This window comes from Streptomyces sp. NPDC054847 (assembly GCF_053610925.1).
Map to the genome: position 1 here is coordinate 1 of NZ_JBSGZJ010000026.1, position 20712 is coordinate 20712.

The 20712-nt window shown below is 71.2% G+C and carries 18 protein-coding genes and 1 tRNA gene; 3 read left to right on the forward strand and 16 right to left on the reverse strand.

Features of this window, described 5'->3' with window-relative positions:
* Positions 1–39: 39 nt before the first annotated feature.
* From ACWGH4_RS05375 to pdhA, 7 genes are all read right to left on the reverse strand, one after another.
* The gene (locus ACWGH4_RS05375) at positions 40–1029 is read right to left on the reverse strand and encodes an NAD(P)H-quinone oxidoreductase (protein ID WP_453455857.1); all 990 of its coding nucleotides are present in this window, start codon (positions 1027–1029) and stop codon (positions 40–42) included.
* Positions 1030–1039: 10 nt separating this feature from the next.
* The gene (locus ACWGH4_RS05380) at positions 1040–2119 is read right to left on the reverse strand and encodes a potassium channel family protein (protein ID WP_453455860.1); all 1080 of its coding nucleotides are present in this window, start codon (positions 2117–2119) and stop codon (positions 1040–1042) included.
* Positions 2116–3537 carry a molybdopterin molybdotransferase MoeA gene (locus ACWGH4_RS05385; protein WP_453455862.1) on the reverse strand — a complete coding sequence of 474 codons (1422 nt, stop codon included), beginning with the start codon at positions 3535–3537 and terminating at the stop codon, positions 2116–2118. The genes ACWGH4_RS05380 and ACWGH4_RS05385 overlap by 4 nt, the downstream gene beginning before the upstream one ends.
* A complete protein-coding gene (locus ACWGH4_RS05390; RefSeq protein ID WP_441263384.1) occupies positions 3534–4433 on the reverse strand; it encodes an NTP transferase domain-containing protein in 900 nt (299 codons plus the stop codon). The genes ACWGH4_RS05385 and ACWGH4_RS05390 overlap by 4 nt, the downstream gene beginning before the upstream one ends.
* A gap of 88 nt (positions 4434–4521) precedes the next feature.
* Positions 4522–5970 (reverse strand): dihydrolipoamide acetyltransferase family protein, encoded by a 1449-nt coding sequence (locus ACWGH4_RS05395; RefSeq protein ID WP_453455865.1) that lies wholly within the window; start codon positions 5968–5970, stop codon positions 4522–4524.
* Positions 5970–6974 (reverse strand): alpha-ketoacid dehydrogenase subunit beta, encoded by a 1005-nt coding sequence (locus ACWGH4_RS05400; RefSeq protein ID WP_453455867.1) that lies wholly within the window; start codon positions 6972–6974, stop codon positions 5970–5972. The genes ACWGH4_RS05395 and ACWGH4_RS05400 overlap by 1 nt, the downstream gene beginning before the upstream one ends.
* Entirely contained in the window at positions 6971–8113 is a 1143-nt protein-coding gene (gene pdhA, locus ACWGH4_RS05405) for a pyruvate dehydrogenase (acetyl-transferring) E1 component subunit alpha (RefSeq protein WP_453455922.1), read from the reverse strand. The genes ACWGH4_RS05400 and pdhA overlap by 4 nt, the downstream gene beginning before the upstream one ends.
* A gap of 229 nt (positions 8114–8342) precedes the next feature.
* Between pdhA and ACWGH4_RS05410 the strand changes: the two genes are divergently transcribed.
* The gene (locus tag ACWGH4_RS05410; protein WP_453455925.1) at positions 8343–8900 is read left to right on the forward strand and encodes an Lrp/AsnC family transcriptional regulator; all 558 of its coding nucleotides are present in this window, start codon (positions 8343–8345) and stop codon (positions 8898–8900) included.
* A gap of 53 nt (positions 8901–8953) precedes the next feature.
* On the opposite strand, the gene ACWGH4_RS05415 is transcribed toward ACWGH4_RS05410, so the two are convergent.
* Both ACWGH4_RS05415 and ACWGH4_RS05420 read right to left on the reverse strand, forming a co-directional pair.
* Positions 8954–9547, reverse strand: a complete 594-nt coding sequence (locus ACWGH4_RS05415) for a TetR/AcrR family transcriptional regulator (RefSeq protein WP_453455870.1) — start codon at positions 9545–9547, stop codon at positions 8954–8956.
* Positions 9544–11082 (reverse strand): 3-hydroxyacyl-CoA dehydrogenase, encoded by a 1539-nt coding sequence (locus ACWGH4_RS05420; protein WP_453455873.1) that lies wholly within the window; start codon positions 11080–11082, stop codon positions 9544–9546. The genes ACWGH4_RS05415 and ACWGH4_RS05420 overlap by 4 nt, the downstream gene beginning before the upstream one ends.
* Positions 11083–11204: 122 nt before the next feature.
* Between ACWGH4_RS05420 and paaN the strand changes: the two genes are divergently transcribed.
* Positions 11205–12881, forward strand: a complete 1677-nt coding sequence (gene paaN, locus ACWGH4_RS05425) for a phenylacetic acid degradation protein PaaN (RefSeq protein WP_453455876.1) — start codon at positions 11205–11207, stop codon at positions 12879–12881.
* Positions 12882–13018: 137 nt separating this feature from the next.
* Here paaN and ACWGH4_RS05430 read toward each other — a convergent pair whose 3' ends face one another.
* The 3 genes from ACWGH4_RS05430 to ACWGH4_RS05440 are packed head-to-tail and all read right to left on the reverse strand — an operon-like array spanning position 13019 to position 15518.
* Positions 13019–13678, reverse strand: a complete 660-nt coding sequence (locus ACWGH4_RS05430; RefSeq protein ID WP_441263378.1) for a TrmH family RNA methyltransferase — start codon at positions 13676–13678, stop codon at positions 13019–13021.
* On the reverse strand, positions 13675–14853 hold the full coding sequence (locus tag ACWGH4_RS05435) for an HTTM domain-containing protein (protein ID WP_453455880.1): 1179 nt from the start codon (positions 14851–14853) through the stop codon (positions 13675–13677). Before ACWGH4_RS05435 ends, ACWGH4_RS05430 begins: the two co-directional genes overlap by 4 nt.
* Positions 14850–15518, reverse strand: a complete 669-nt coding sequence (locus ACWGH4_RS05440; RefSeq protein ID WP_453455883.1) for a DUF5819 family protein — start codon at positions 15516–15518, stop codon at positions 14850–14852. The genes ACWGH4_RS05435 and ACWGH4_RS05440 overlap by 4 nt, the downstream gene beginning before the upstream one ends.
* A gap of 635 nt (positions 15519–16153) precedes the next feature.
* On the opposite strand from ACWGH4_RS05440, the gene ACWGH4_RS05445 reads away from it, so the two are divergent.
* The gene (locus tag ACWGH4_RS05445; RefSeq protein WP_453455886.1) at positions 16154–17296 is read left to right on the forward strand and encodes an acyl-CoA dehydrogenase family protein; all 1143 of its coding nucleotides are present in this window, start codon (positions 16154–16156) and stop codon (positions 17294–17296) included.
* A 45-nt stretch (positions 17297–17341) separates the two neighbouring features.
* On the opposite strand, the gene ACWGH4_RS05450 is transcribed toward ACWGH4_RS05445, so the two are convergent.
* The 4 genes from ACWGH4_RS05450 to ACWGH4_RS05465 form a co-directional block, all read right to left on the reverse strand.
* A complete protein-coding gene (locus tag ACWGH4_RS05450) occupies positions 17342–17686 on the reverse strand; it encodes a rhodanese-like domain-containing protein (RefSeq protein ID WP_453455889.1) in 345 nt (114 codons plus the stop codon).
* A 90-nt stretch (positions 17687–17776) separates the two neighbouring features.
* Entirely contained in the window at positions 17777–18634 is an 858-nt protein-coding gene (locus ACWGH4_RS05455; RefSeq protein WP_453455892.1) for a hypothetical protein, read from the reverse strand.
* A 33-nt stretch (positions 18635–18667) separates the two neighbouring features.
* Positions 18668–20167, reverse strand: coding sequence for a DUF2252 domain-containing protein (locus ACWGH4_RS05460; RefSeq protein WP_453455895.1), 1500 nt, complete (start codon positions 20165–20167; stop codon positions 18668–18670).
* Positions 20168–20429: 262 nt separating this feature from the next.
* Positions 20430–20513, reverse strand: a tRNA-Leu gene (locus ACWGH4_RS05465).
* Positions 20514–20712 lie beyond the last annotated feature (199 nt).

A 20712-nucleotide genomic window follows, 5' to 3' on the forward strand; every position in this document is an offset into this window, starting at 1 on the left:
GCCCTCGTCCGCGTGCGCTGACCCCCGGACCGGGGTTGTTCAGGCCTGACCCGGTGCGATCAGCAGGACCTTGCCCACATGCTCCCCGGACTCCAGCGCGCGGTGGCCTTCCGCCGCGTCCGCGAGCGGGACCTTGCGGTCCACGACCGCGTGCACACGTCCCCCGCCGATCAGGGGCCAGACGTGTTCGCGCACGGCGGCCACGATCGCCGCCTTCTCGCCCAGCGGCCTGCCGCGCAGCGATGTGGCGGTGACGGCTGCACGCTTGCGCAGCAGAGCGCCGAGGTTCAACTCGCCCTTGACGCCGCCCTGGAGACCGATGACGGCGAGCCGGCCGTTGACCGCCAGCGCCTTTACGTTCCGGTCCAGGTACTTCGCGCCGACGATGTCGAGGATGACGTCGGCGCCCGCCCCACCGGTGGCCTTTCCGATCTCCTCCACGAAGTCCTGCTCGCGGTAGTTGATCAGGAAGTCGGCGCCCAGCTCTGCACAGCGCTCAAGCTTCTCGGGGCTCCCTGCGGTGACGGCCACCCGCGCGCCCACGGCCTTGGCCAGCTGTACGGCCATGGTGCCGATCCCGCTGGCGCCGCCGTGGACGAGAAGCGTCTCGCCGGGTCGCAGATGGGCGATCATGAACACGTTCGACCACACCGTGGCCGTCACCTCGGGCAGCGCTGCGGCCGTGATCAGGTCCATGCCGTCCGGGACAGGGAGCAACTGCCCCGCGGGCACGGCCACCTTCTCCGCGTAGCCACCGCCCGCCAGCAGCGCGCACACCTCGTCGCCGACGGCCCAGCCGGAGACACCGGGTCCCACGGCCGAGATCCGGCCCGAACATTCGAGGCCGGGGTACGGGGAAGATCCCGGCGGGGGGTCGTAGAAGCCCTGCCGTTGCAGCAGATCCGCGCGGTTCACCGCGCTCGCCGCGACATCGACGAGGACTTCGCCCTCACCGGGCACCGGATCGGGGACTTCCGCCCAGACCAGTGCTTCGGGACCGCCGGGCTCGGGAATCGTGATCGCATACATGGCGGCGAGGCTACTCGGACGAGTTCGGTGCGGAGTCGTTCTGCGCCCGCACGATGGTGATGAGCCGGTCGGTGAGCTGCAGCGGGCTCGCGGCTGGATCGTCGTATCCCAGCAGGCGGTGGCCGCGCAGCACGGACACGACCAGGTCCTCCGTCTCGCGGACACTGCGGCCCACTTCGGCCTTTATCACCGGACGCTCGATCAGATCGAGACCGCTGCCCTGCTGGATCAGGTCCTCCATCACCGTTCCCGCGCTGGGGCTCAGGACGGACAGGCCGAGCAGTCGGCCGGCCGCGCCGGAGCTGGTGATCACTGCGTCCGCCCCGGACTGACGGAGCAACGGAGCGTTCTCCTCCTCGCGGACCGCGGCGACGATCTTCGCGCCACGGTTGAGCTGGCGGGCGGTCAGGGTGACCAGGACCGCGGTGTCGTCCCGCTGGGGTGCGACCACGATCTGCCGGGCCTTCTGCAGTTCGGCACGGATCAGGACGTCACTGCGCGTCGCGTCGCCGACGACGCCGACGAAACCCTCCGCGTTGGCGGCTTCGATCACCTTGGCGCTCGGGTCGACGATGACGATCTGGTCCTTCCTCAGCCCCGTGGCACAGAGCGTCTGCATCGCCGATCGTCCCTTCGTGCCGAAGCCGACGATGACGGTGTGCTCACGCAAGTTGGACCTCCAGCGGTTCAGCCGCCACTCCTCCCGGGTGCGTTCCGTGAGGACCTCGAGAGTGGTGCCGACCAGGATGATGAGAAAGAGAACGCGGAGCGGCGTGATCAGCAGCACGTTGGTGAGCCGTGCCCCGTCGCTGTACGGAACGATGTCTCCGTAGCCGGTGGTGGAGAGAGTGACCGTGGCGTAGTAGATGGCGTCGAGGAACGTGACCTTTTCGTCCGAATTATCGTGGTAGCCGGCTCGGTCGGTCCAGACGATGAACACCGTGATGGCGAGCACCATCAGCGCCATCAGCAGCCGCTTGCTCACCTGGCGCAGCGGGCGCTCGACGATTCGCCGGGGCAGTTTCACACGGCCGCTGACGAGGTGCTCATCCGCATGCCGGGCCATGGCGTCCTGGCCGGGAAGTTTCACGTGAAACACCTTCCCGCGTCCGAGGAAGTCCAAGGCGCCAAGGTGGCCCAGGGCAGGTCGAGAACCTCCAGGTCGTCGCCGGCTCTCGCGCCTCCCGGAGGGACGACGGCGAGCCCGTCCGCAGCCGCGATGCCTCGCAGCATGGCGGGGCCGTTGTAGTGCAGGGGGACCAGCCGGTCCTCCCGGTGCACGACGGGAACGAGCCGGGTGTCGTGCGGGTGGCCGTGCACCTCGCCCTTCAGGGGGGCGCTGTACGGCGCTGGGGCGGGCCGGCCCGCGAGGCCGCGCAGCAGCGGCTCGGCCAGCGTCAGGAGACCGGAGACTGCGGCCAGGGGATTGCCCGGCAGGCCCACCAGGTACTTCCCCGGAGCCAGCCGCGCCAGGAGCATCGGATGCCCGGGCCGTACCGCGACCTGGTCGACCAGCAGCTCCGCCCCCGCCTTCCGCAGGACCGGATGGACATGGTCGACGGGGCCGGCCGCCGTACCGCCCGTGGTGACCACCACGTCCGCCTCGGAGGTGGTGACCGCCCTGTGGAGGGCCTCGGCGTCGTCTCCGAGCCGGCGTGTGCCCAGTACCTCCGCGCCCAGGGCACGCAGCCACGGACCGATCATCGGCCCGAGAGCGTCACGGATGAGGCCGTCGTGGGGCAGGGAGGAGGTGAGCAACTCGTCGCCGAGTACGAGGATCTCCACGCGGGGACGGGCGAACGTGACCAGTTCGTCGTATCCGGCGGCGGCTGCGAGCCCGAGCACCGGCGGTGTCACCACGGCCAGGGCCGGCAGCAGCCGGTCGCCCGTCCGGCACTCCTGGCCTCGGGGGCGGATGTCCTGTCCGGGGATCACCTCACGATCGGCGTGGAGCTGCTGCGCGGCGGTGTCGACCCGGGCGTGTTCACTGCGGATGACGGCGGTGGTTTCCGGAGGAACGCGGGCGCCTGTGGCGATCCGTACCGCCGTGCCGTCGGGCAGCGGCCCGCTGTCGCCATGGCCGGCGAGGATCGATCCGTCACCCTGGAGCGCCCAGGGACCGGGGCCCGCCACCGCCCAGCCGTCCATGGCGGAGGTGTCGAAGGAGGGAAGGTCGCACAGTGCCGTGAGCGGCTCGGCGAGCACCTGCCCCAGCGCCTCGTCCAGCGGCACGCGGTGGGTACGGGGGACGGCCGCGTGACCGGCCTGTGCGGCCAGGGACCGTGCGTCGGGCCATGGGGCAGCGCGGTGGCGGTGCGGGCGGGCGTCGCCCGCGGGATGGGCAGGGTCTACGGACGGGCCGGTTCCGTCACCCGGCCTCGGACCGACCAGGGCCAGCGCTTCGTCGACCCCGTCCAGGTCGCCCGCGTCGGGTGAGGCCGCGCCGGCGGTGGGCGCCGGCTGCTCGTTGCCGGCCGCTGCCGCGGCCTGGCTATCGTGACCGGTCATCGGGCTGCGTCACCACCGCTCGCGCCCGCTGCCGGGTCGTCCGGCCGGGCGCCCTGCTCCGCCTCCTCGGCCCAGCGTGCAGCCAGCGCGGCCGCCTTGCGGGCGGCCTCCGCGACAGCCTCAGGTCCGCCCTCTGCCTTGGCCGCCGCGTAGCCCACCAGGAAGGTGGTCAGTGGTGCGGCGGGGCGCGCGACGCCGTGGGCGGCGTCGCGGGCGAGGTCGAGAAGGACATGGGTGTCGACGTCCAGCTCGATGCCGAGCTCGTCCTTGACTGCGTTGATCCATTCGTCCAGCACGTTCACATGCTCCCTGATGCGGGCCCGGGCTGTTGAGATGTCCTCCCAGGTGTCGCAGTCGAAGGAGGCGAGAGGGTCGGACTCGATCCGGGCCAGGTCCAGTTCTCGGGTCAGTAGACGCAGCGGCAGCCCGGAAAGGCTCCCGTATTCGGCTGCGAGGAGAGCAAGTTCACGTCGAAGGGGCTCAGCGCGGTAAGCGGCCACGAGGGGCTGGTCACGGCCGTCGACGTCGGTCAGAACGACGCCCTCGCCGTCCCGCGCGGCGAGGGCGTCCACCAGTCTGCGCACCGTCCCCTCACGGAGGAACGGAAGATCGGCCGAGAGCACGAGGAGGGACTCGGCCGCGGTGTGCCGTACGCCGGCGTCGAGCGCGGCCAGCGGGCCGCCTCCGGCCGGCTCCTCGCGCGCCCACACGACGGGACGGGCGGTGGGCCTGCGCCCGCCGACGACCACGGTGCGGCCGGCGTCACGACAGGCCGCGAGAACGCGGTCGAGCAGGGCCCGCCCGCCCACGCTCACCGCCGGCTTGTCCGCCCCGCCCAGCCGCTTGGCGGCACCTCCGGCGAGCACGATGGCGTCGTACGCGGTAGTCGCGGTCATTCCTGAAGTATGGTCCGCGATCCTGCGGGCGGGGAGGCCCGGTTCGATCTTTCTGCCGCCGCGGGCCCTCCGCGGCTGTGTCTGCTCCTTAGAGGGTGCGCAGCAGCACCGAGGGGTGCTCCACGCAGTCGGCGACGTAGCGCAGGAACCCTCCGGCGGTGCCGCCGTCGCAGACCCTGTGGTCGAACGTGAGCGAGAGCTGGACGACCTGCCGGACGGCCAGTTCGCCCTGGTGCACCCACGGCTTCGGCACGATCCTGCCGACGCCGAGCATCGCGGCCTCGGGGTGGTTGATGATCGGCGTGGATCCGTCCACACCGAACACTCCGTAGTTGTTCAGCGTGAAGGTGCCGCCGGTCAGGTCCGCCGGGGTGAGCGCCCCTTGGCGGGCTGCCTCGGTGAGCCTGGCGAACTCGGCCGTCAGCGACTCCGCCGAGCGCTTGTGGGCGTCCTTCACGACGGGAACGACCAGTCCGCGGTCGGTCTGCGCCGCGAAGCCGAGGTGCACTCCGGGCAGCCGCACGATCTCCCGGGCGTCCATGTCGACCGTGGAATTGAGCTCCGGGTGGCGCTCCAGGGCGGCGGTGCAGATGCGGGCCAGCAGCGCCAGCAGCGAGATCTTCGGTCCGCCCGCGGCGTTCATCGCGGCGCGTGCGGCCATCAGTTCGGTCGCGTCCGCGTCGACCCAGCAGGTGGCGTCCGGGATCTCGCGACGGCTGCGCGACAGCTTGTCGGCGACCGCGCCGCGCACCCCGCGCAGCGGGACACGCTCGCCCTGCGCCTTGCCGGCAGTTGCCGCGGCGGCGGGCGGCGCGGCGACCGTCTCGGGAGCACGCAGGGCACGCTCGACGTCGGCCCGCAGGATCAGGCCGTCGGGGCCCGAGCCGGTGAGCGCCCGCAGGTCGACGTCGTGCTCGCGTGCGAGCTTGCGGACCAGGGGAGAGATGACGGCCACCGGACCGTCCTGCGCCACGGCCGCGGCGCCGTGGCCCTTGCTCGGTGCGACGGTGGACGTCCCGCCGGCAGTGGGGGGCGTGGCGGACGACCGGACCTGAGCCGGAGCTGCTGTGTGTCCGGCATCCCGGCCGGGGCCGTGCGTCTGCTCCACGACCGAGGCTGCCGGAGCCGCGGGCCGGATGCGGCGTCGCCGCGCAGCGGGAGCGCCGGTCCCATAACCGACCAGGACGTTGCCGGACGACTCCGGGCTGTCTCCGGACGACGGGGAGGCTTCCGGACGCGCGGGCGCCGCACCTCCACCGGCGGCGGACGCATCCGCGCCGGGGGTCTCCGTAGCCCCTACCGCCACGGTGATCAGCGGTGCGCCGACGGGCAGCTCCGTGCCTTCCTCGCCGAAGCGAGCGGTCACCACGCCGCCGTACGGGCAGGGCACTTCCACCATGGCCTTGGCCGTCTCGACCTCGACCACGGGCTGGTCGATCGCGACCACGTCGCCGACCGACACCAGCCAGCGGACGATCTCCGCCTCGGTGAGCCCTTCCCCGAGATCGGGAAGCTTGAATTCGAGCACCTGGGCCATCAGCTCGCCGCCTCCCACTGCAACCGCGCCACCGCGTCCAGCACGCGGTCGACTCCCGGCAGATGATGCCGCTCCAGCATCGGCGGCGGGTACGGGATGTCGAAACCGGCGACCCGGAGCACCGGCGCCTCCAAGTGGTGGAAGCAGCGCTCGGTCACCCGGGCCGCGATCTCTCCACCGGGTCCGCCGAAGCCGGTCGACTCATGGACGACGACCGCCCGGCCGGTGCGCCGCACCGACGCGCAGACCGTCTCGTCGTCGAACGGCACCAGGGAACGCAGGTCGACGACCTCCAGGTCCCAGCCCTCCGCCGCCGCGGCCTCCGCCGCCTCCATGCACACCGGCACGGAAGGGCCGTAGGTGATGAGCGTGGCGCTGCGCCCGGAGCGGCGCACCACGGCACGCCCGATCGGCTCCACAGCCGCCGGCGCCTCCGGCGACCACTCCGCCTTGGACCAGTACAGCCGCTTGGGCTCGAGGAAGACGACGGGGTCGTCGGAGGCGATGGAGGCACGCAGCAGTCCGTACGCGTCCTCGACCGTGGCCGGAGTGACGACGTGCAGGCCCGGGGTCGTCATGTAGTACGCCTCGGAGGAGTCGCTGTGGTGCTCGACTCCGCCGATCCCGCCGCCGTACGGCACGCGCACGGTGATCGGCATCGGCATGCCGCCCTTCGTGCGGTTGCGCATGCGGGCGACATGGCTGATGAGCTGCTCGAACGCCGGGTACGCGAAGGCGTCGAACTGCATTTCCACGACCGGCCGCAGTCCGTACATCGCCATGCCGACGGCGGTGCCGAGAATGCCCGCCTCGGCCAGCGGGGTGTCCGTGCACCGGTCCTCGCCGAACTCCTTGGCGAGCCCGTCCGTGACCCGGAAGACGCCGCCGAGCGTGCCGACGTCCTCTCCCATGACATGGACGGTCGGGTCCTCGGCCATCGCGTCGCGCATCGCGCGCTGCAGGGCCTGGGCCATGGTTGCGGGCTTCACCGCGGCCGTGGTCATCGTGCCTCTTCCTCAGCGTCCAGCTCGGCCCGGAGCAGCGCGGCCTGCTCACGCAGCTGCGTGGTCTGCCGGGCGTAGACGTGCTCGAAAAGAGCCATCGGGTTCAGCACCGGGTCGGCGTTCATCCGCTCCCGGAGATCGGCCGCCATGGTCTCCGCCGCCTCGGCGGCGGCCTGCTTGGTCCCGTCGTCGAGCAGTCCCCGCTCGGTCAGCTCCCGCTCCAGGAGCTGGATCGGGTCGTGCGCCCGCCAGGTCTCGACCTCGCTGTCCGCGCGGTAGCGGGTGGCGTCGTCCGCGTTGGTGTGGGCGTCCATGCGGTAGGTGACCGCCTCGATGAGGGTGGGTCCGCCGCCGCGACGGGCGCGGGCAACGGCCTGGCCGAGCACTTCGTGCACCGCGACCGCGTCGTTGCCGTCGACGAGCCGGCCCGGCATGCCGTAACCGACGGCCTTGTGGGCGAGGGAGGGCGCAGCGGTCTGCTTGGCCAGCGGGACAGAGATCGCGAAGCCGTTGTTCTGCACGAGGAAGACCACCGGGGCGTTCCACACGGCGGCGAAGTTCAGGGCCTCGTGGAAGTCGCCCTCGCTGGTGCCGCCGTCTCCGATCATGGCCAGCGCCACGACGTCGTCGCCCTTGAGCCGGGCGGCGTGCGCGAGTCCCACCGCGTGGGGCAGCTGCGTGGCCAGGGGTGTGCACAGCGGCGCGACGCGGTGCTCGTGCGGGTCGTATCCGGTGTGCCAGTCGCCGCGGAGCAGTGTCAGGGCCTGGACCGGGTCCAGGCCGCGGGCCACGGCCGCGAGCGTGTCGCGGTAGCTCGGGAAGAGCCAGTCCCGCTCCTCGAGGGCGAGCGCGGCACCGACCTCGCAGGCCTCCTGCCCGGTGCTCGAGGGGTAGACGGCGAGCCGGCCCTGCTTGGTGAGCGCGGTCGCCTGGGTGTTGTACCTGCGGCCGCGCACCAGCTCCGCGTAGAGCCGGAGCAGCAGCTCGGGGTCGGCGGAGGCAGCGGCTTCCGTGCCGAGCACGCGGTACGGCTCGGGATCGGGGAGCAGCGGCGCAGGGTCGGTGCGGGGCTGCCACGCCGGGGGCGGTGTGGGCCGGTAGGCGGCGGCAGCGGAACCGGGCAGCTCCTGGACCGTCATGCTGCTCTTTCTCAACGCGAGCACCTCCTCGTGGGAGCGACGACGAAAGCGATGAAGAACACGGGGCGGCGGCGCACGGGTGTGTGGCGCGCCTCACCTACCGATTGTTCGGTCGTGGACGCATTTTGGCTACAGGCGCGGGCAGCCTGTGGACAAACGGTTCTCCACAGCATGAGATGGAGACAGGTCGTCCAAGCTAGGAAGGCGGGGGGACATGGCAGCTGAACAAATGGCCGACGGTGGGGACCGCACGGGGCAGACCCCGCCGCCGCGCCCGCTGGACGCCATCGACCGCGACATCCTGCGCATGCTCCAGACGGATGGCCGCGCTTCCATACGCTCCGTCGCCGACCGGGTGCATGTGTCCCGCGCCAACGCGTACGCCCGGATCAACCGGCTGATCGACGACGGCGTGATCCGCGGGTTCAGCGCGCGGGTGAACCACGAGCGGGCCGGCCAGGGGGCCTCGGCCTACATCACCCTCAAGATCGTGCAGAACTCGTGGCGGACGGTCAGGGAACAACTGCAGGCGCTCCCCGGCGCCGCGCACATCGCGCTCGTCAGCGGGGACTTCGACGTCCTTCTGCTGGTGCACACGCCCGACAACCGCACCTTGCGGGAACTGGTACTGACCAGGCTCCAGGCCATCCCGGAGGTGCTGTCGACCCGAACGCTGCTGGTGTTCGAGGAGACGGACCTCGATCCCGGCCCAGGCCCGGCCCCCGGTTCCGGGGCGGCGGCGGCGGCGGCGGCGGCGGCGGCGGGCCAGGATGCCGATCCGCTCTGACGGCCGGCCCCGGGAAACCTTCTGATGCCGCTCCCCCCTTGCGGCCGGACGGATCAGGAGTCCGTGCGCAGCCCGTCGAACGCGATCTGCACGACCGTCTCCGCCACCTGATCCGCGTCGTAGCCGCCGCCCGGATGCGGGCGGTACCACTCGACCAGCGAGTTCACCATGCCGAAGAGCAGTCGCGTCGCCAGCCGGATGTCGACGTCGGCCCGCAGGTCGCCGTCCGCGGCGGCCGCCTTCAGCAGGTCCGCGACGCGCTGGTCGAACTCACGGCGACGCTCGAGCGCCCAGCGTTCGGTCTTGGTGTTCCCTCTGACCCGCAGCAGCAGTGTCACGTAGGGCAGTTCGGCCACCAGCACCTCGACCGTCCGCCGGGTGACGTACTCCACCCGCTCGATGGCGCGACCATGCCGGGCGCCGTTCTCGTCGAGGATCGCGAACAAGGAGTCCAGCGCCCGGCTGACGGCCCGGCGAAGCAACTCTTCCTTGCCCGCGACGTGATGGTAGATCGACGATTTGGAGATGCCGGCCGCCTTGGACAGGTGCTCCATGGAAGTGCCGTCGTAGCCACGGTCGTTGAAGATCCGCACCGCCACGGTCAGCAGCGTCTCCGGCGTGTACGCGTCCCGCCTGGCTGTGGTCATCGGCCGGCCGCCTCGTCGTTGTCGGCGTGGGCGCGGCGCGCGGTGGCCAGGGACGGTGCGTACCGGCCGGTGGGGTAGCGCTCGTGAAGGGCGTCGAGCAGCGCACGCACCCGCTCGAAGCCGAGCTTCTCGCCCCACTCCAGCGGCCCGGCCGGGTAGTTGACGCCGAGCTTCATCGCGGTGTCGATGTCCGGGCCGGAAGCGACACCGCGGTCGACGGCGTCGGCTGCCAAGTCCGCCAGCATCGCCACCGTACGGGCGACGATCATGCCCGGTACGTCCCCGATCAGCGAGACGTCCTTGCCGATGGCCTGGAAGAGGCCGACGGCCTCCTCCACCGCGCCGGGCATGTTCCTGAGCGTGCTCTCGGACGTGGAGAGGGCGATGCGCGTCGCCTTCTCGTAGTCCAGGGCGAGGTCGAAGTACACGATCCCGTCGTCGAACTCGAACGACGTCTCCCCGTCCACAAGACCGAGTTCCGCGCCGCCGGGCAGGGATATGCAGCCGTCGCCCTCCCTGCGGTGGACGGTGATTCCGGCCCGCTCGATCAGTTCCGCCAACGGCTCCGCGGGTCCGAGATCGCCTTGCACGACCACGCTCGTGGGAGCCGCGGCCGGCGGCTGAGTCTGCGGCCGGGGGCGCTCGGCACCCTGTGCGTACGAGAACCAGCCGTGCCCGGACTTGCGGCCGTGGCGGCCCGACTCGACGAGCCGGCGCTGCGCCAGCGACGGCGTGAACTTCGGGCTCTGGAAGAAGGAGTCCCAGACGGAACGGGTGACCGCTTCATTGACGTCCTGGCCGATCAGATCGGTCAGCTCGAAGGCCCCCATCCGGAAACCGCCGCACTCTCGCAGCACCGCGTCGATGGTCGCCGGGTCGGCCCCACGCTCCTCGTGGACGGCGAACGCCTCCGCGTAGAAGGGGCGCGCGACGCGGTTGACGATGAAACCGGGCGTGTCCGCGCAGCGCACGGGGGTCTTGCCCCAGGCGGTGACGGTGGCCAGGGCCCGTTCGGCCGCCGCCTCGTCGGTGGCGTGGCCGCTGACGACCTCGACGAGGGGGAGGAGGGGCGCCGGATTGAAGAAGTGCAGGCCGACGAAGCGGCCGGGCCTGCGCAGCGTGCCGGCGACGGCCGTGACGGAGAGGGAAGAGGTGTTGGTGGCGAGAAGGCAGTCGTCGGCGACGGTCTTCTCAAGCGCCGTGAACAGTTCCTGCTTGACCGGGAGCTGTTCCAGTACGGCCTCGACGACGAGCGCCGCGTCGGCGAGCTCCGAGATGTCCGTGGCGGGGAGCAGCCGGCCGCGGGCGTCGTCGCGCTCCGCGGGCGTCATCCGCCCCTTCTCGACGAGCCGGTCCAGGCGCCCGCCGATCGTCTCCGCGGCCTCCTGGGCCCGTCCGGGAACGGCGTCGTGGAGGCGTACGGGATGGCCTGCGACCAGGGCCACCTGTGCGATCCCCTGGCCCATGGTTCCGGTGCCGACGACGGCGACGGTGCGGCTCGTGCCGATCGCGGTCGTGGAGTCGATGGCGGTCATGGAGGCGATCCTCCCCGATGAGTTGTCCACAGGTTCGACAGGCCCCCTTGTACCGACCGATCGTTCGGTTACTCTAACTCTGTCATCACTCCCCTGCCCAGCTCGACGAGGAGTTGGTCCGCATGCAGCTGACCGAGACCCACCGGCCCACGCTCGACCAGGCCCTCGAGGCGATCCGTACGCGGGCGTACTGGTCTCCGCACCCTGAGCACCCCAAGGCCTACGGCGAGAGCGCACCCGCCGACGGCCTGGCCGCCTTCGAGGCGCTTCGGGGCTCCCGCTTCGACCTGGACCAGCCGGGCACCGACGGCTGGACCGGCAGCGAGGTCTCTCCGTACGGACCGGAGCTGGGGATCCAGTATCCGCACCCGGACCTGGACGTACTGCTCCCCGCGATGCGCGCCGGGACGGCGGGCTGGCGCGAGGCCGGCCCCGAGACGCGAGCCCTTGTCTGCCTGGAGATCCTCTCCCGGATCAGCGCCCGCACCCATGAGTTCGCGCACGCGGTGATGCACACCAGCGGGCAGGCCTTCATGATGGCGTTCCAGGCCGGCGGCCCGCACGCCCAGGACCGCGGCCTCGAGGCCGTGGCCTACGCGTACGCGGAGCAGACCCGCACCCCCGCCGCCGCGGACTGGTCCAAGCCCCAGGGCAAGCGCGACCCGCTGCAGCTCCGGAAGACGTTCACGACCGCTGGACGCGGCATCGCGCTGGTGATCGGCTGCAACACCTTCCCGACGTGGAACGGCTACCCGGGCCTCTTCGCCTCCCTGGCCACGGGCAACCCGGTCCTGGTGAAGCCTCATCCCCGTGCCGTGCTCCCGCTGGCCCTCACCGTGAAGGTGGCCCGCGAGGTGCTCGCAGAGGCCGGCTTCGACCCGAACCTGGTCTGCCTCGCCGTCGAGCGTCCGGACGAGGGCATCGCGAAGACCCTCGCGACGCGCCCCGAAATCAAGATCATCGACTACACGGGCTCCACCGCCTTCGGCGAGTGGCTGGAGGCCAACGCCCGTCAGGCGCAGGTCTACACGGAGAAGGCCGGCGTCAACACGATCATCATCGACTCCACCGACGACTACAAGGGAATGCTGTCCAACCTGGCCTTCTCGCTGTCCCTGTACAGCGGCCAGATGTGCACCACCCCGCAGAACGTCCTGATCCCGAGGGACGGCATCGCCACCGAGTCGGGCCCTAAGAGCTACGACGAGGTCGCATCGGACCTCGCGGCCGCCGTCGGCGGTCTGCTCGGCGACGACGCCCGGGCGAACGCGCTGCTGGGCGCCCTGGTCAACCCCGATGTGAAGGCGCGGCTCGAGGCTGCGGCCGACCTGGGCGAGGTGGCTCTCGAGTCGCGGGAGGTTCCCAACCCCGACTTCCCGGGCGCGACGGTACGGACCCCGGTGATCGTGAAGCTCGACGGCGCCCGTAAGTACTGGGAGTCCGCGGACAACGAGCCCGCGTATCTCTCCGAGTGCTTCGGCCCGGTCTCCTTCGTGGTGGCCGTGGACTCCACGGCCGACGCCCTGGACCTCCTGCGCCGCACGGTCCGCGAGAAGGGTGCGATGACGGTCGGGGCCTACACCACGTCCGCGGAGACGGAGCGCGCGATCGAGGACGTCTGTGTCGAGGAGTCGGCGCAGCTCTCGTTGAACCTGACCGGCGGGGTGTACGTCAACCAGACCGCCGCGTTCTCCGACTTCCACGGCTCCGGCGGCAACCCCGCCGCGAACGCGGCCCTGTGCGACGCCGCGTTCGTCGCCAACCGCTTCCGTGTGGTGGAGGTCCGCCGCCAGGCCTGACGCGCCGCGGGGACTGCGGGGGCCCGCACCCCCGTAGTCCCTCAGGGCGGGGCCGTGCTCCACCGCACAGGCCCCGTCCGGCAGGTCGCCCTGACCTCCTGAGTTCTCGCTCCCGGGTTCTCAGATGGAAGCCGCGGTCATTCCCGCGGAGCCGGCACATCGGCGTACCGCTGCACCCAGGCATGCATCGCGATGGCAGCCGCCGCGCCCGCGTTGATGGACCGCGTCGAGCCGAACTGCGCGATCGAGCACACCATGGACGCGTGCTTGCGGGCCTCCTCGGTGAGTCCGGGGCCCTCCTGGCCGAAGAGAAGCACGCACCGGCGCGGCAGCTCCGTCCGCTCGATGGGCACGGCCCCCGGCAGGTTGTCGATTCCGATGATCGGCAGGTCCTCGGCGGCCGCCCAGTCCGTCAGCGAGGCCGTGTCCGGATGGTGCCGCACATGCTGGTACCGGTCGGTGACCATCGCGCCGCGCCTGTTCCAGCGCCGGCGTCCGACGATGTGGATCTCCCTGGCCAGGAACGCGTTGGCGGTGCGCACCACTGAGCCGATGTTGAAGTCGTGGCCCCAGTTCTCCACGGCCACATGGAACCCGTGCCTGCGGGTGTCCAGGTCGGCGACGATCGCCTCGCGTGTCCAGTAGCGGTACCGGTCCACGACGTTGCGGCGGTCGCCCGCGGCCAGCAGCTCGGGGTCGTAGCGCTCGTCCTGCGGCCAGGGCAGCGGGTGGGGGCCGACGCCGATCTCGGGGGCATAGCCCTCGTCGTACTGCAGCGGTTCTTCGGTGGTGCTCACCCGACGAGCGTACGGGGCTGCTCCTCGCTTCTGCGCCGCAGCTGGGACGGAATGGCGCTGCCTGCCAGCAGCCGGTCCCGTCTGCGCACCACCAGGGCACCCAGGCCGACCAGGAAGCCGGTCGGCAGGAACACGGCGTCCGCCGCGATCATCGCCAGCGAGAAGAACGGCAGCCCCAGCAGTACGGCGATGCCGGCGTGCTCGAGCATCATGATCACCAACAGCACGTTCTTGACGCGCCGGTTGAACAGGGTGAAGGGGAAGGCCACCTGCACGATGACGGTGCCGTAGGTGAGCAGCATGACCACCACCCCGCCGGACGCGAGGAGCCCCGAGAGCGCCGGCCACGGAGCGAAGTAGTCCAGCTTGAGCGGGTAATACAGGGCGGTGCCGTCCTGCCAGCGTGAACCCTGGATCTTGTACCAGCCGGCGGTCGCGTAGATCACGCAGACCTCGGCCATGATCACGGCGAGGGCGGCATTGTGCACGAGGTTCGCCAGGACATCCAGCAAGGTGCGGGGCTCGCTGTCCGGCGCGTAGCGGTTCAGGGCCCACCACAGGCCCTGTGCCGTCCACACGCCCCACAACAGGACCATGATCCATGGCTCCCCGCCGGCTCTGCCCACGATCGTTTCCACGAAGAGCATGGCGCCCAGCACGGACCACAGGACCGGGCCCGTACGGTCCCTCGCGGAAGGGCGTGCCGCACGCCGCGCGTCCAGGGACCAGACCTGCGCGCAGCGCGTCATCACCAGGTAGACGGCCATGAGGTGGACGACGTTGTCGCCCCCGTCGCCCACGAAGATCGACCGGTTCTGCAGGGACAGCACACCGATCATGAACAGCACGGACACGGCGCGGGTACGCCAGCCGAGCACCATGAGCAGGCTGGACAGCACACCGACGCCGTAGACGACTTCGAACCAAAGGGTGCTGTCGGACCACAGGAGGGCGCTGAACGCGTCGTTGTCCGCGATCAGCTCCTTGCCCATTTCCCAGCTCCACGGACCGTCGGGTCCGTAGAGGTCGTGCCGGTGGGGGAACTCGGTCAGCAGGAACAGCAGCCACGTCGCACCGAACCCGATCCGGACGACGGCGCTCTGGTACGGGCCGAGTGCCGTGGACGTGATGCGCTGAACGGCGCGAGCGAGCCTGCGCTCCTGGGCCTGCCTCACCGCGCCGCCTCCGTCCGGCCGGTGGCGCGGTCCTTGTTGTCGGCGCCTCCGGGCAGATCCGCCGGGGTGACCGTCCACCACGGGAGCTCCCGGTGGACGGGCCGGGTGTCGATCTTTTCGTCGCTCCACCGAGGGGCCTCGATCGATGTCGTCGAGGCGCGGAGCTGGATGCGCTCGACGGGACCACCGAGGTCGTGCCGCTCGAGGCGCAGCATGACGATGCGGCGGATGTAGCTCTCCGAGAGCCGGCCGCGGAGGCCGTTGGGACTGTCACCTGTGTCGTGGGAGCCCACGTAGAAGTCCCAGGCCCGGCGGAGCTGGTTCTGGTGGACGTGGCTGGGAAGAGGGTTGCCGCGGATCTCCGCACCGTCCTCCGCGGACAGGTCGATCCAGTCGCTGGTGCGGCGGCTGCCGTCGTCGGCCGTGTACTGGGCACGCACCTGAACGGCGATGTTCTGCTGGAGCGGGTTGGGGGCGAAGAGTTTCCAGTTCTGCTCGAACTCGGGATAGACCCAGAAGTCCACCAGCTCGCCGTGCTGCTTCGTCACGGTGTTGGACGGGGCCACGTGGAGGAAAACCATCGCCAGGTGGGTGCAGGCCACCGCCGCTATCAGCGCGAGTGAAAGGGCTGCCGCCACCTGGTACGGGAGGGACAGCCCAGCCATTCCTCGGCCGGAGCCTACCGGCCCGGAATGAGCCGGGACGGCGCCGGAGGATTCGGCGGGATCCTCCGGGCCCGGAGGGTCCACCGGCCCTGCGGGACCGGGGACATGCACGTGGCCCGCGGTGATGCAGCGAGAAGGCTGGAGCCGGGCTATCGGCCAGCTCTCGTGGCGATCGTCCGGAGGGCCGCCTTCCGGCTGCCGGTCGGGGGGAAGCGGAGGCGGTTCGGCGCCCGGAGAACCGGCGCCTTTGCCTTCCTCATCCTGGTAGGAGTCCATCCCCGCCCCGATCCCCGTCGGTCACCTCGGTCATCCACAGGGGTGACACCCTACGGGCCATCGCCCGACCATTGAAGCCGATGCACCGAACGACCGGTCGGTCGGGGGGGCCGGGCCGGGGTCGGCCACGGCCTCCGTCTGCACAGCGCCGCCGAGACCCCGGGCACCAGCCGCGGCGGCACCGGGAGAGCTTCCACGTCGACCACGGATCCGCTTCCACTCGCGCCGCGACGACCGCGCCCGCCACGCCTCCCTCGACCGACAGGACCCTCCCGACCCCCGCGCCCATTCCTTTCCGGCCCCACCTGACCTATCTTGACGGTCCGTCAGATACGGCGGGTCGTTGGAAGGAGCGGGCAGTGGACTTCACCTTCACCGAGGAACACCTGGCGGCCGCGGAGGCGGCGAAGGCCGTGTTCTCGGCAGTGGCGCCCGACGCGGTACCGAGCCCCGCGATGACCGCCGGTGCGGTCGCCGAGGACTTCGACCGTGGGCTGTGGGCCCAGCTTGCCGATTCGGGCCTGCTGGGGCTGATGCTGTCGCCGGAGCACGACGGCGCCGGTCTCGATCCCATCGCGCTCTGCCTGGTACTGCGTGAGTCGGCCAAGGTGCTGGCACGCGTGCCGCTGCTGGAGACGAGCGCCGTCGCCATGGCCGTGGAGCGCCACGGCAGTGCCGAGCTCTGCGAAGAGGTTCTGCCCCGCGTCGGAAACGGCGGCCTGGTGCTCACGGCCGGAGCCAGCGGCCGCACCGGCCACGATGCCGCCGAACTCGCCGTCACCGCACACCGTGAGGCGGAGCCGGCGGGCGGCTGGATCCTCGACGGGGCGCAGACCGCGGTGCCCTGGGCACAGTGCGCGGACTTTCTCGCCGTCCCCGCCCACACGGGCGGCGGCAGGACGGTCCTCGCCCTCGTCCCGCGGATCCACGACGGCCTCACCCTGGCCGAGCAGATCTCCACCAACGGCGAGCGCCTGGCGGAGGTCCGCCTCGACGGGGTGCGGATCGACGAACACCGTCTGATCGACGACGAGCAGGCATGGGAGTTTCTCCGCGGCCTTCTCGCCACGGGCACCTGCGCCCTGGCGCTCGGCCTCGGGGAGCAGGTGCTGGCCATGACCGGTGAATACACCGGCAGGCGGGAGCAGTTCGGCTTCCCGGTGGCCACTTTCCAGGCCGTGGCCGTTCAGGCTGCCGACCGGTACATCGACCTGCGCGCGATGGAGGCCACACTCTGGCAGGCCGCCTGGCGTATCGGCACCGACTCCGGCGGAGCGCTGCCACCCGCGGGTGACATCGCGGTGGCCAAGATCTGGGCGTCGGAAGGGGTGAGGCGTGTGGTGCAGACCGCTCAGCATCTGCACGGCGGGTTCGGCGCCGACGTCGACTATCCGCTCCACCGGTACCACGCCTGGGCAAAGCAGCTCGAGCTCTCACTCGGTCCCGCCGCCGCCCACGAGGAGGCTCTGGGCGACCTTCTCGCCGCCCACCTGCTCGACTAGGCGCCCCGGCGCCGACGGACCGCGTGTCCGCCGGGCCGCGGGCGGTCAGAGCACGAAGGCGGGGCTGCCGTTCTCGGTGACCATGGGGCGTCCCGCCCCGTCCCAGGCGAGCATGCCCCCGTCGACGTTCACCGCGTCGAGGCCCTGCTGCACCAGATACTGAGTGACCTGCGCGGAGCGACCGCCGACCCGGCACATCACAAAGGCACGACGCCCGTCCGCCAGCGCCTCCGTCACCTGTCCGAACCGGGCCACGAAGTCGCTCATCGGCACGTGCAGCGCGCCTTCGACATGCCCGGCAGCCCACTCGTCGGCCTCCCGGACGTCCAGCACCAGGGCGTCGTCCGGTACCGCCGCGGCTTCCACGGAGGGCAACGGGGCGAAGTTCATGGGTGATGCCTTCTCTCTTACGTGTGGGGGCCGGCCCCCGTACCGCAGCGGTCCGGTCCGGGATCCCGACTGCCGAGGGCTCCGGAAAACCTACTGCACGAGCGCGGCCAGCTCGGCCTCACGCTCGGCCACCTGCGCCAGAAGCTGCTCGGCGATCTCCTCCAGCAGCCGGTCCGGATCATCGGGCGCCATCCGAAGCATCGCGCCGATCGCGCTCTCCTCCAGCTCCCGGGCGACCACGGTCAGCAGCTCCTTGCGCTGCGCCAGCCACTCGAGCCGGGCGTAGAGCTCCTCGCGCTCACTGGGCCGCGGGGCGGCCGGCGCGGGGCCCGCGGCCCATTCCTCCGCGAGCTCCCTCAGCTTCGCCGCGTCCCCGAGACCGTAGGCGGCGTTCACGCGCGCGATGAACTCGTCGCGCCGCGCCCGCTCCGTGTCGTCCTGCGCCAGGTCCGGGTGCGCCTTGCGGGCCAGCTCGCGGTAGAGCTTGCGTGCCTCTTCGCTCGGCCGGACCCGCTTCGGCGCCTGCACGGGCTGATCGGTGAGCATCGCCGCGGCCTCGGGGGAGAGGCCGTCGGAGTCCATCCAGTCGTGGAACAGCTCGTCGACGCCGGGCATCGGAAGCACCAGGGCCCGTGCCTCCTGCGCCTTCCGCAGATCTTCCGGATCGCCGCTGCGCGCCGCCCGGGCTTCCGCGATCTGCGCGTCGAGCTCGTCCAGCCGCGCGTACATCGGTCCGAGCTTCTGGTGATGCAGCCGCGAGAAGTTCTCCACTTCCACCCGGAACGTCTCCACCGCAATCTCGAACTCGATCAGCGCGTGCTCCGCCGCCCCCACTGCCTTCGCCAGCCGCGCCTCGGGCCGGTCCTGCTCGGCAGTCTGTGCGGCATCCCGCACGGACTGGTCGTCGTCGTTGTGGGTCGTCGGTCCCCCGGCGGCATCCTGAGTCACCGCTCCAGCCTACGGGCGTGGCCGGCCGCGTTGTCACACACCCAGCTCAGCGGCTGTCCGGCCACTCTTGATGGCCGTCAGCAGGTCCGCGTGGTCCGCTTCCGTACGGTCCGCGTACGTCACCGCGAACGCGGCGACCGCCTCGTCGAGCTCCTCGTTCTTGCCGCAGTAACCGGTGAGCAGCCGCGGATCCGCGCTGTGGGCGTGGGCACGGGCGAGCAGCGCCCCCGTCATCCGGCCGTAGTCGTCGAGCTGGTCGGGGGTGAGAGCCGCGGGGTCGACACTGCCCTTGCGGTTCCTGAACTGCCGCACCTGGAAGGGGCGACCCTCCACCGTCGTCCAGCCCAGCAGGCTGTCGCTGACGACCTGCATCCGCTTCTGTCCCTGCACGACCCGGCGTCCCTCGTGCTCCGGGTCCGGCGCCGGGAGGCCGACGGACGCCAGGTGCGGGAGGAGCGCGGAGGCACGGGCCTCCTTCACCTGCAGCACCAACGGATCGCCGCGGTGGTCGAGGAGGAGCACCACATACGAGCGCGTCCCTACGCTTCCGGTCCCCACGACGCGGAAGGCCACATCGTGGATCGCATAACGGGCGAGCAGCGGGCGACGGTCTTCCGCGACGGTGGTCAGATACTCCCCGAGCGAGGCCGCGACCGCTGCCGCCTCCTCGTCCGACACGCGGCGCAGGACCGGCGGAGCGTCCACGAAGCGACGCCCACCTGCCTCGTCACCCTCCTCGATGACCTCGGTCGACCTGGCCGCGAAGCGCGCACTCGTGTTGTTGCGGGCCTTTGCCGCGACCCGCTCCAGCGTGCCCAGGAGATCCCGCGCGTCCGTGTGCGAGACGAGTTCCTCGTCGGCGATGGCGTTCCACGCGTCCATGGCCGGCAGCTTGGCCAGCAAACGCATGGTTCGGCGATAGGCACCCACGGCGTCGAAGGCCGCCGCGCGGCAGGAGTCCTCGCTGCCGCCCGCGACCCGCCCGGCCAGCACCAGGGACACCGCCAGCCGCTTGAGGTCCCACTCCCACGGGCCGACGACGGTCTCGTCGAAGTCGTTGAGGTCCATCACGAGCCGGCCGCGGGCGTCTCCGTAGAGGCCGAAGTTCGCGGCGTGCGCATCACCACATATCTGTGCGCCGATACCGGTGACGGGAGTGCCCACCAGATCGTGGGCCATCAGACCGGCCGCGCCCCGCAGGAAGGCGAACGGTGAGGCCGCCATCCGGCCCACCCGTATCGGAGTGAGCTCCGGCACACGTCCGCGGCTCGACTCCTCCACCGCCTGCACGGCGTCGGGACGCCCCGCCGGAGACCGAAGCCCGTCGTGCGAGGACCGTGACACCTTCTCACGCAGTGCCTTGCCGACGTCCTTCGGAGATGACACGCCGGCCGACGCCTTGCGTGACGCGAAGCCCGGCACCACGGGGATACGTGGACGCGGCCCCCCGCCGGAACCGCCGGCGGCTGCGCCACGACTCTCCCCGCCGGACCCGGTCCGATGCTCCGACACCGTCGCCATGGTTTCGCTCATGTCCGCGGCCTCCCCCGGCGACGTGCGCCATCAACATCAAGTGCCCTGACGGTACCGCCGGGTCCCGACGGCCGTCTGCCCCTGTGGAAAACCCCGCTACGGGCCGAGAGAGTCAACATCCGTATCAGTTGCCGGGCCGCGGACGTTCCACGTGAAACATCAACGGAGCCCGGCGCACCGACGCTTGCGTCCCAGGCCGCGCCGAGGCATGCGAAAAGGGCCCCCACCGGGACTTTCGTCCGGTGGAGACCCTTCTCCGCTGTGCGCGAGGGGGGAGTTGAACCCCCACGCCCTTTCGGGCACTGGAACCTGAATCCAGCGCGTCTGCCTATTCCGCCACCCGCGCATTGGGTGTTGTGCTCGAGTGCCTCACCTGTTCGGTGCGACCCCCTGGCGACATGCAGAAGATTAGCACGCTGCACAGGGTGGATTCACATCCGTTTGTTTGGGTGGCCCAGGGAAGGAACAGGGAACGAAGCGAGCGGTCGGGGGAACGAACGGCGGCGCCCCCCACTCCTCCTGTATGCACCCCGGGTGCGGGACAC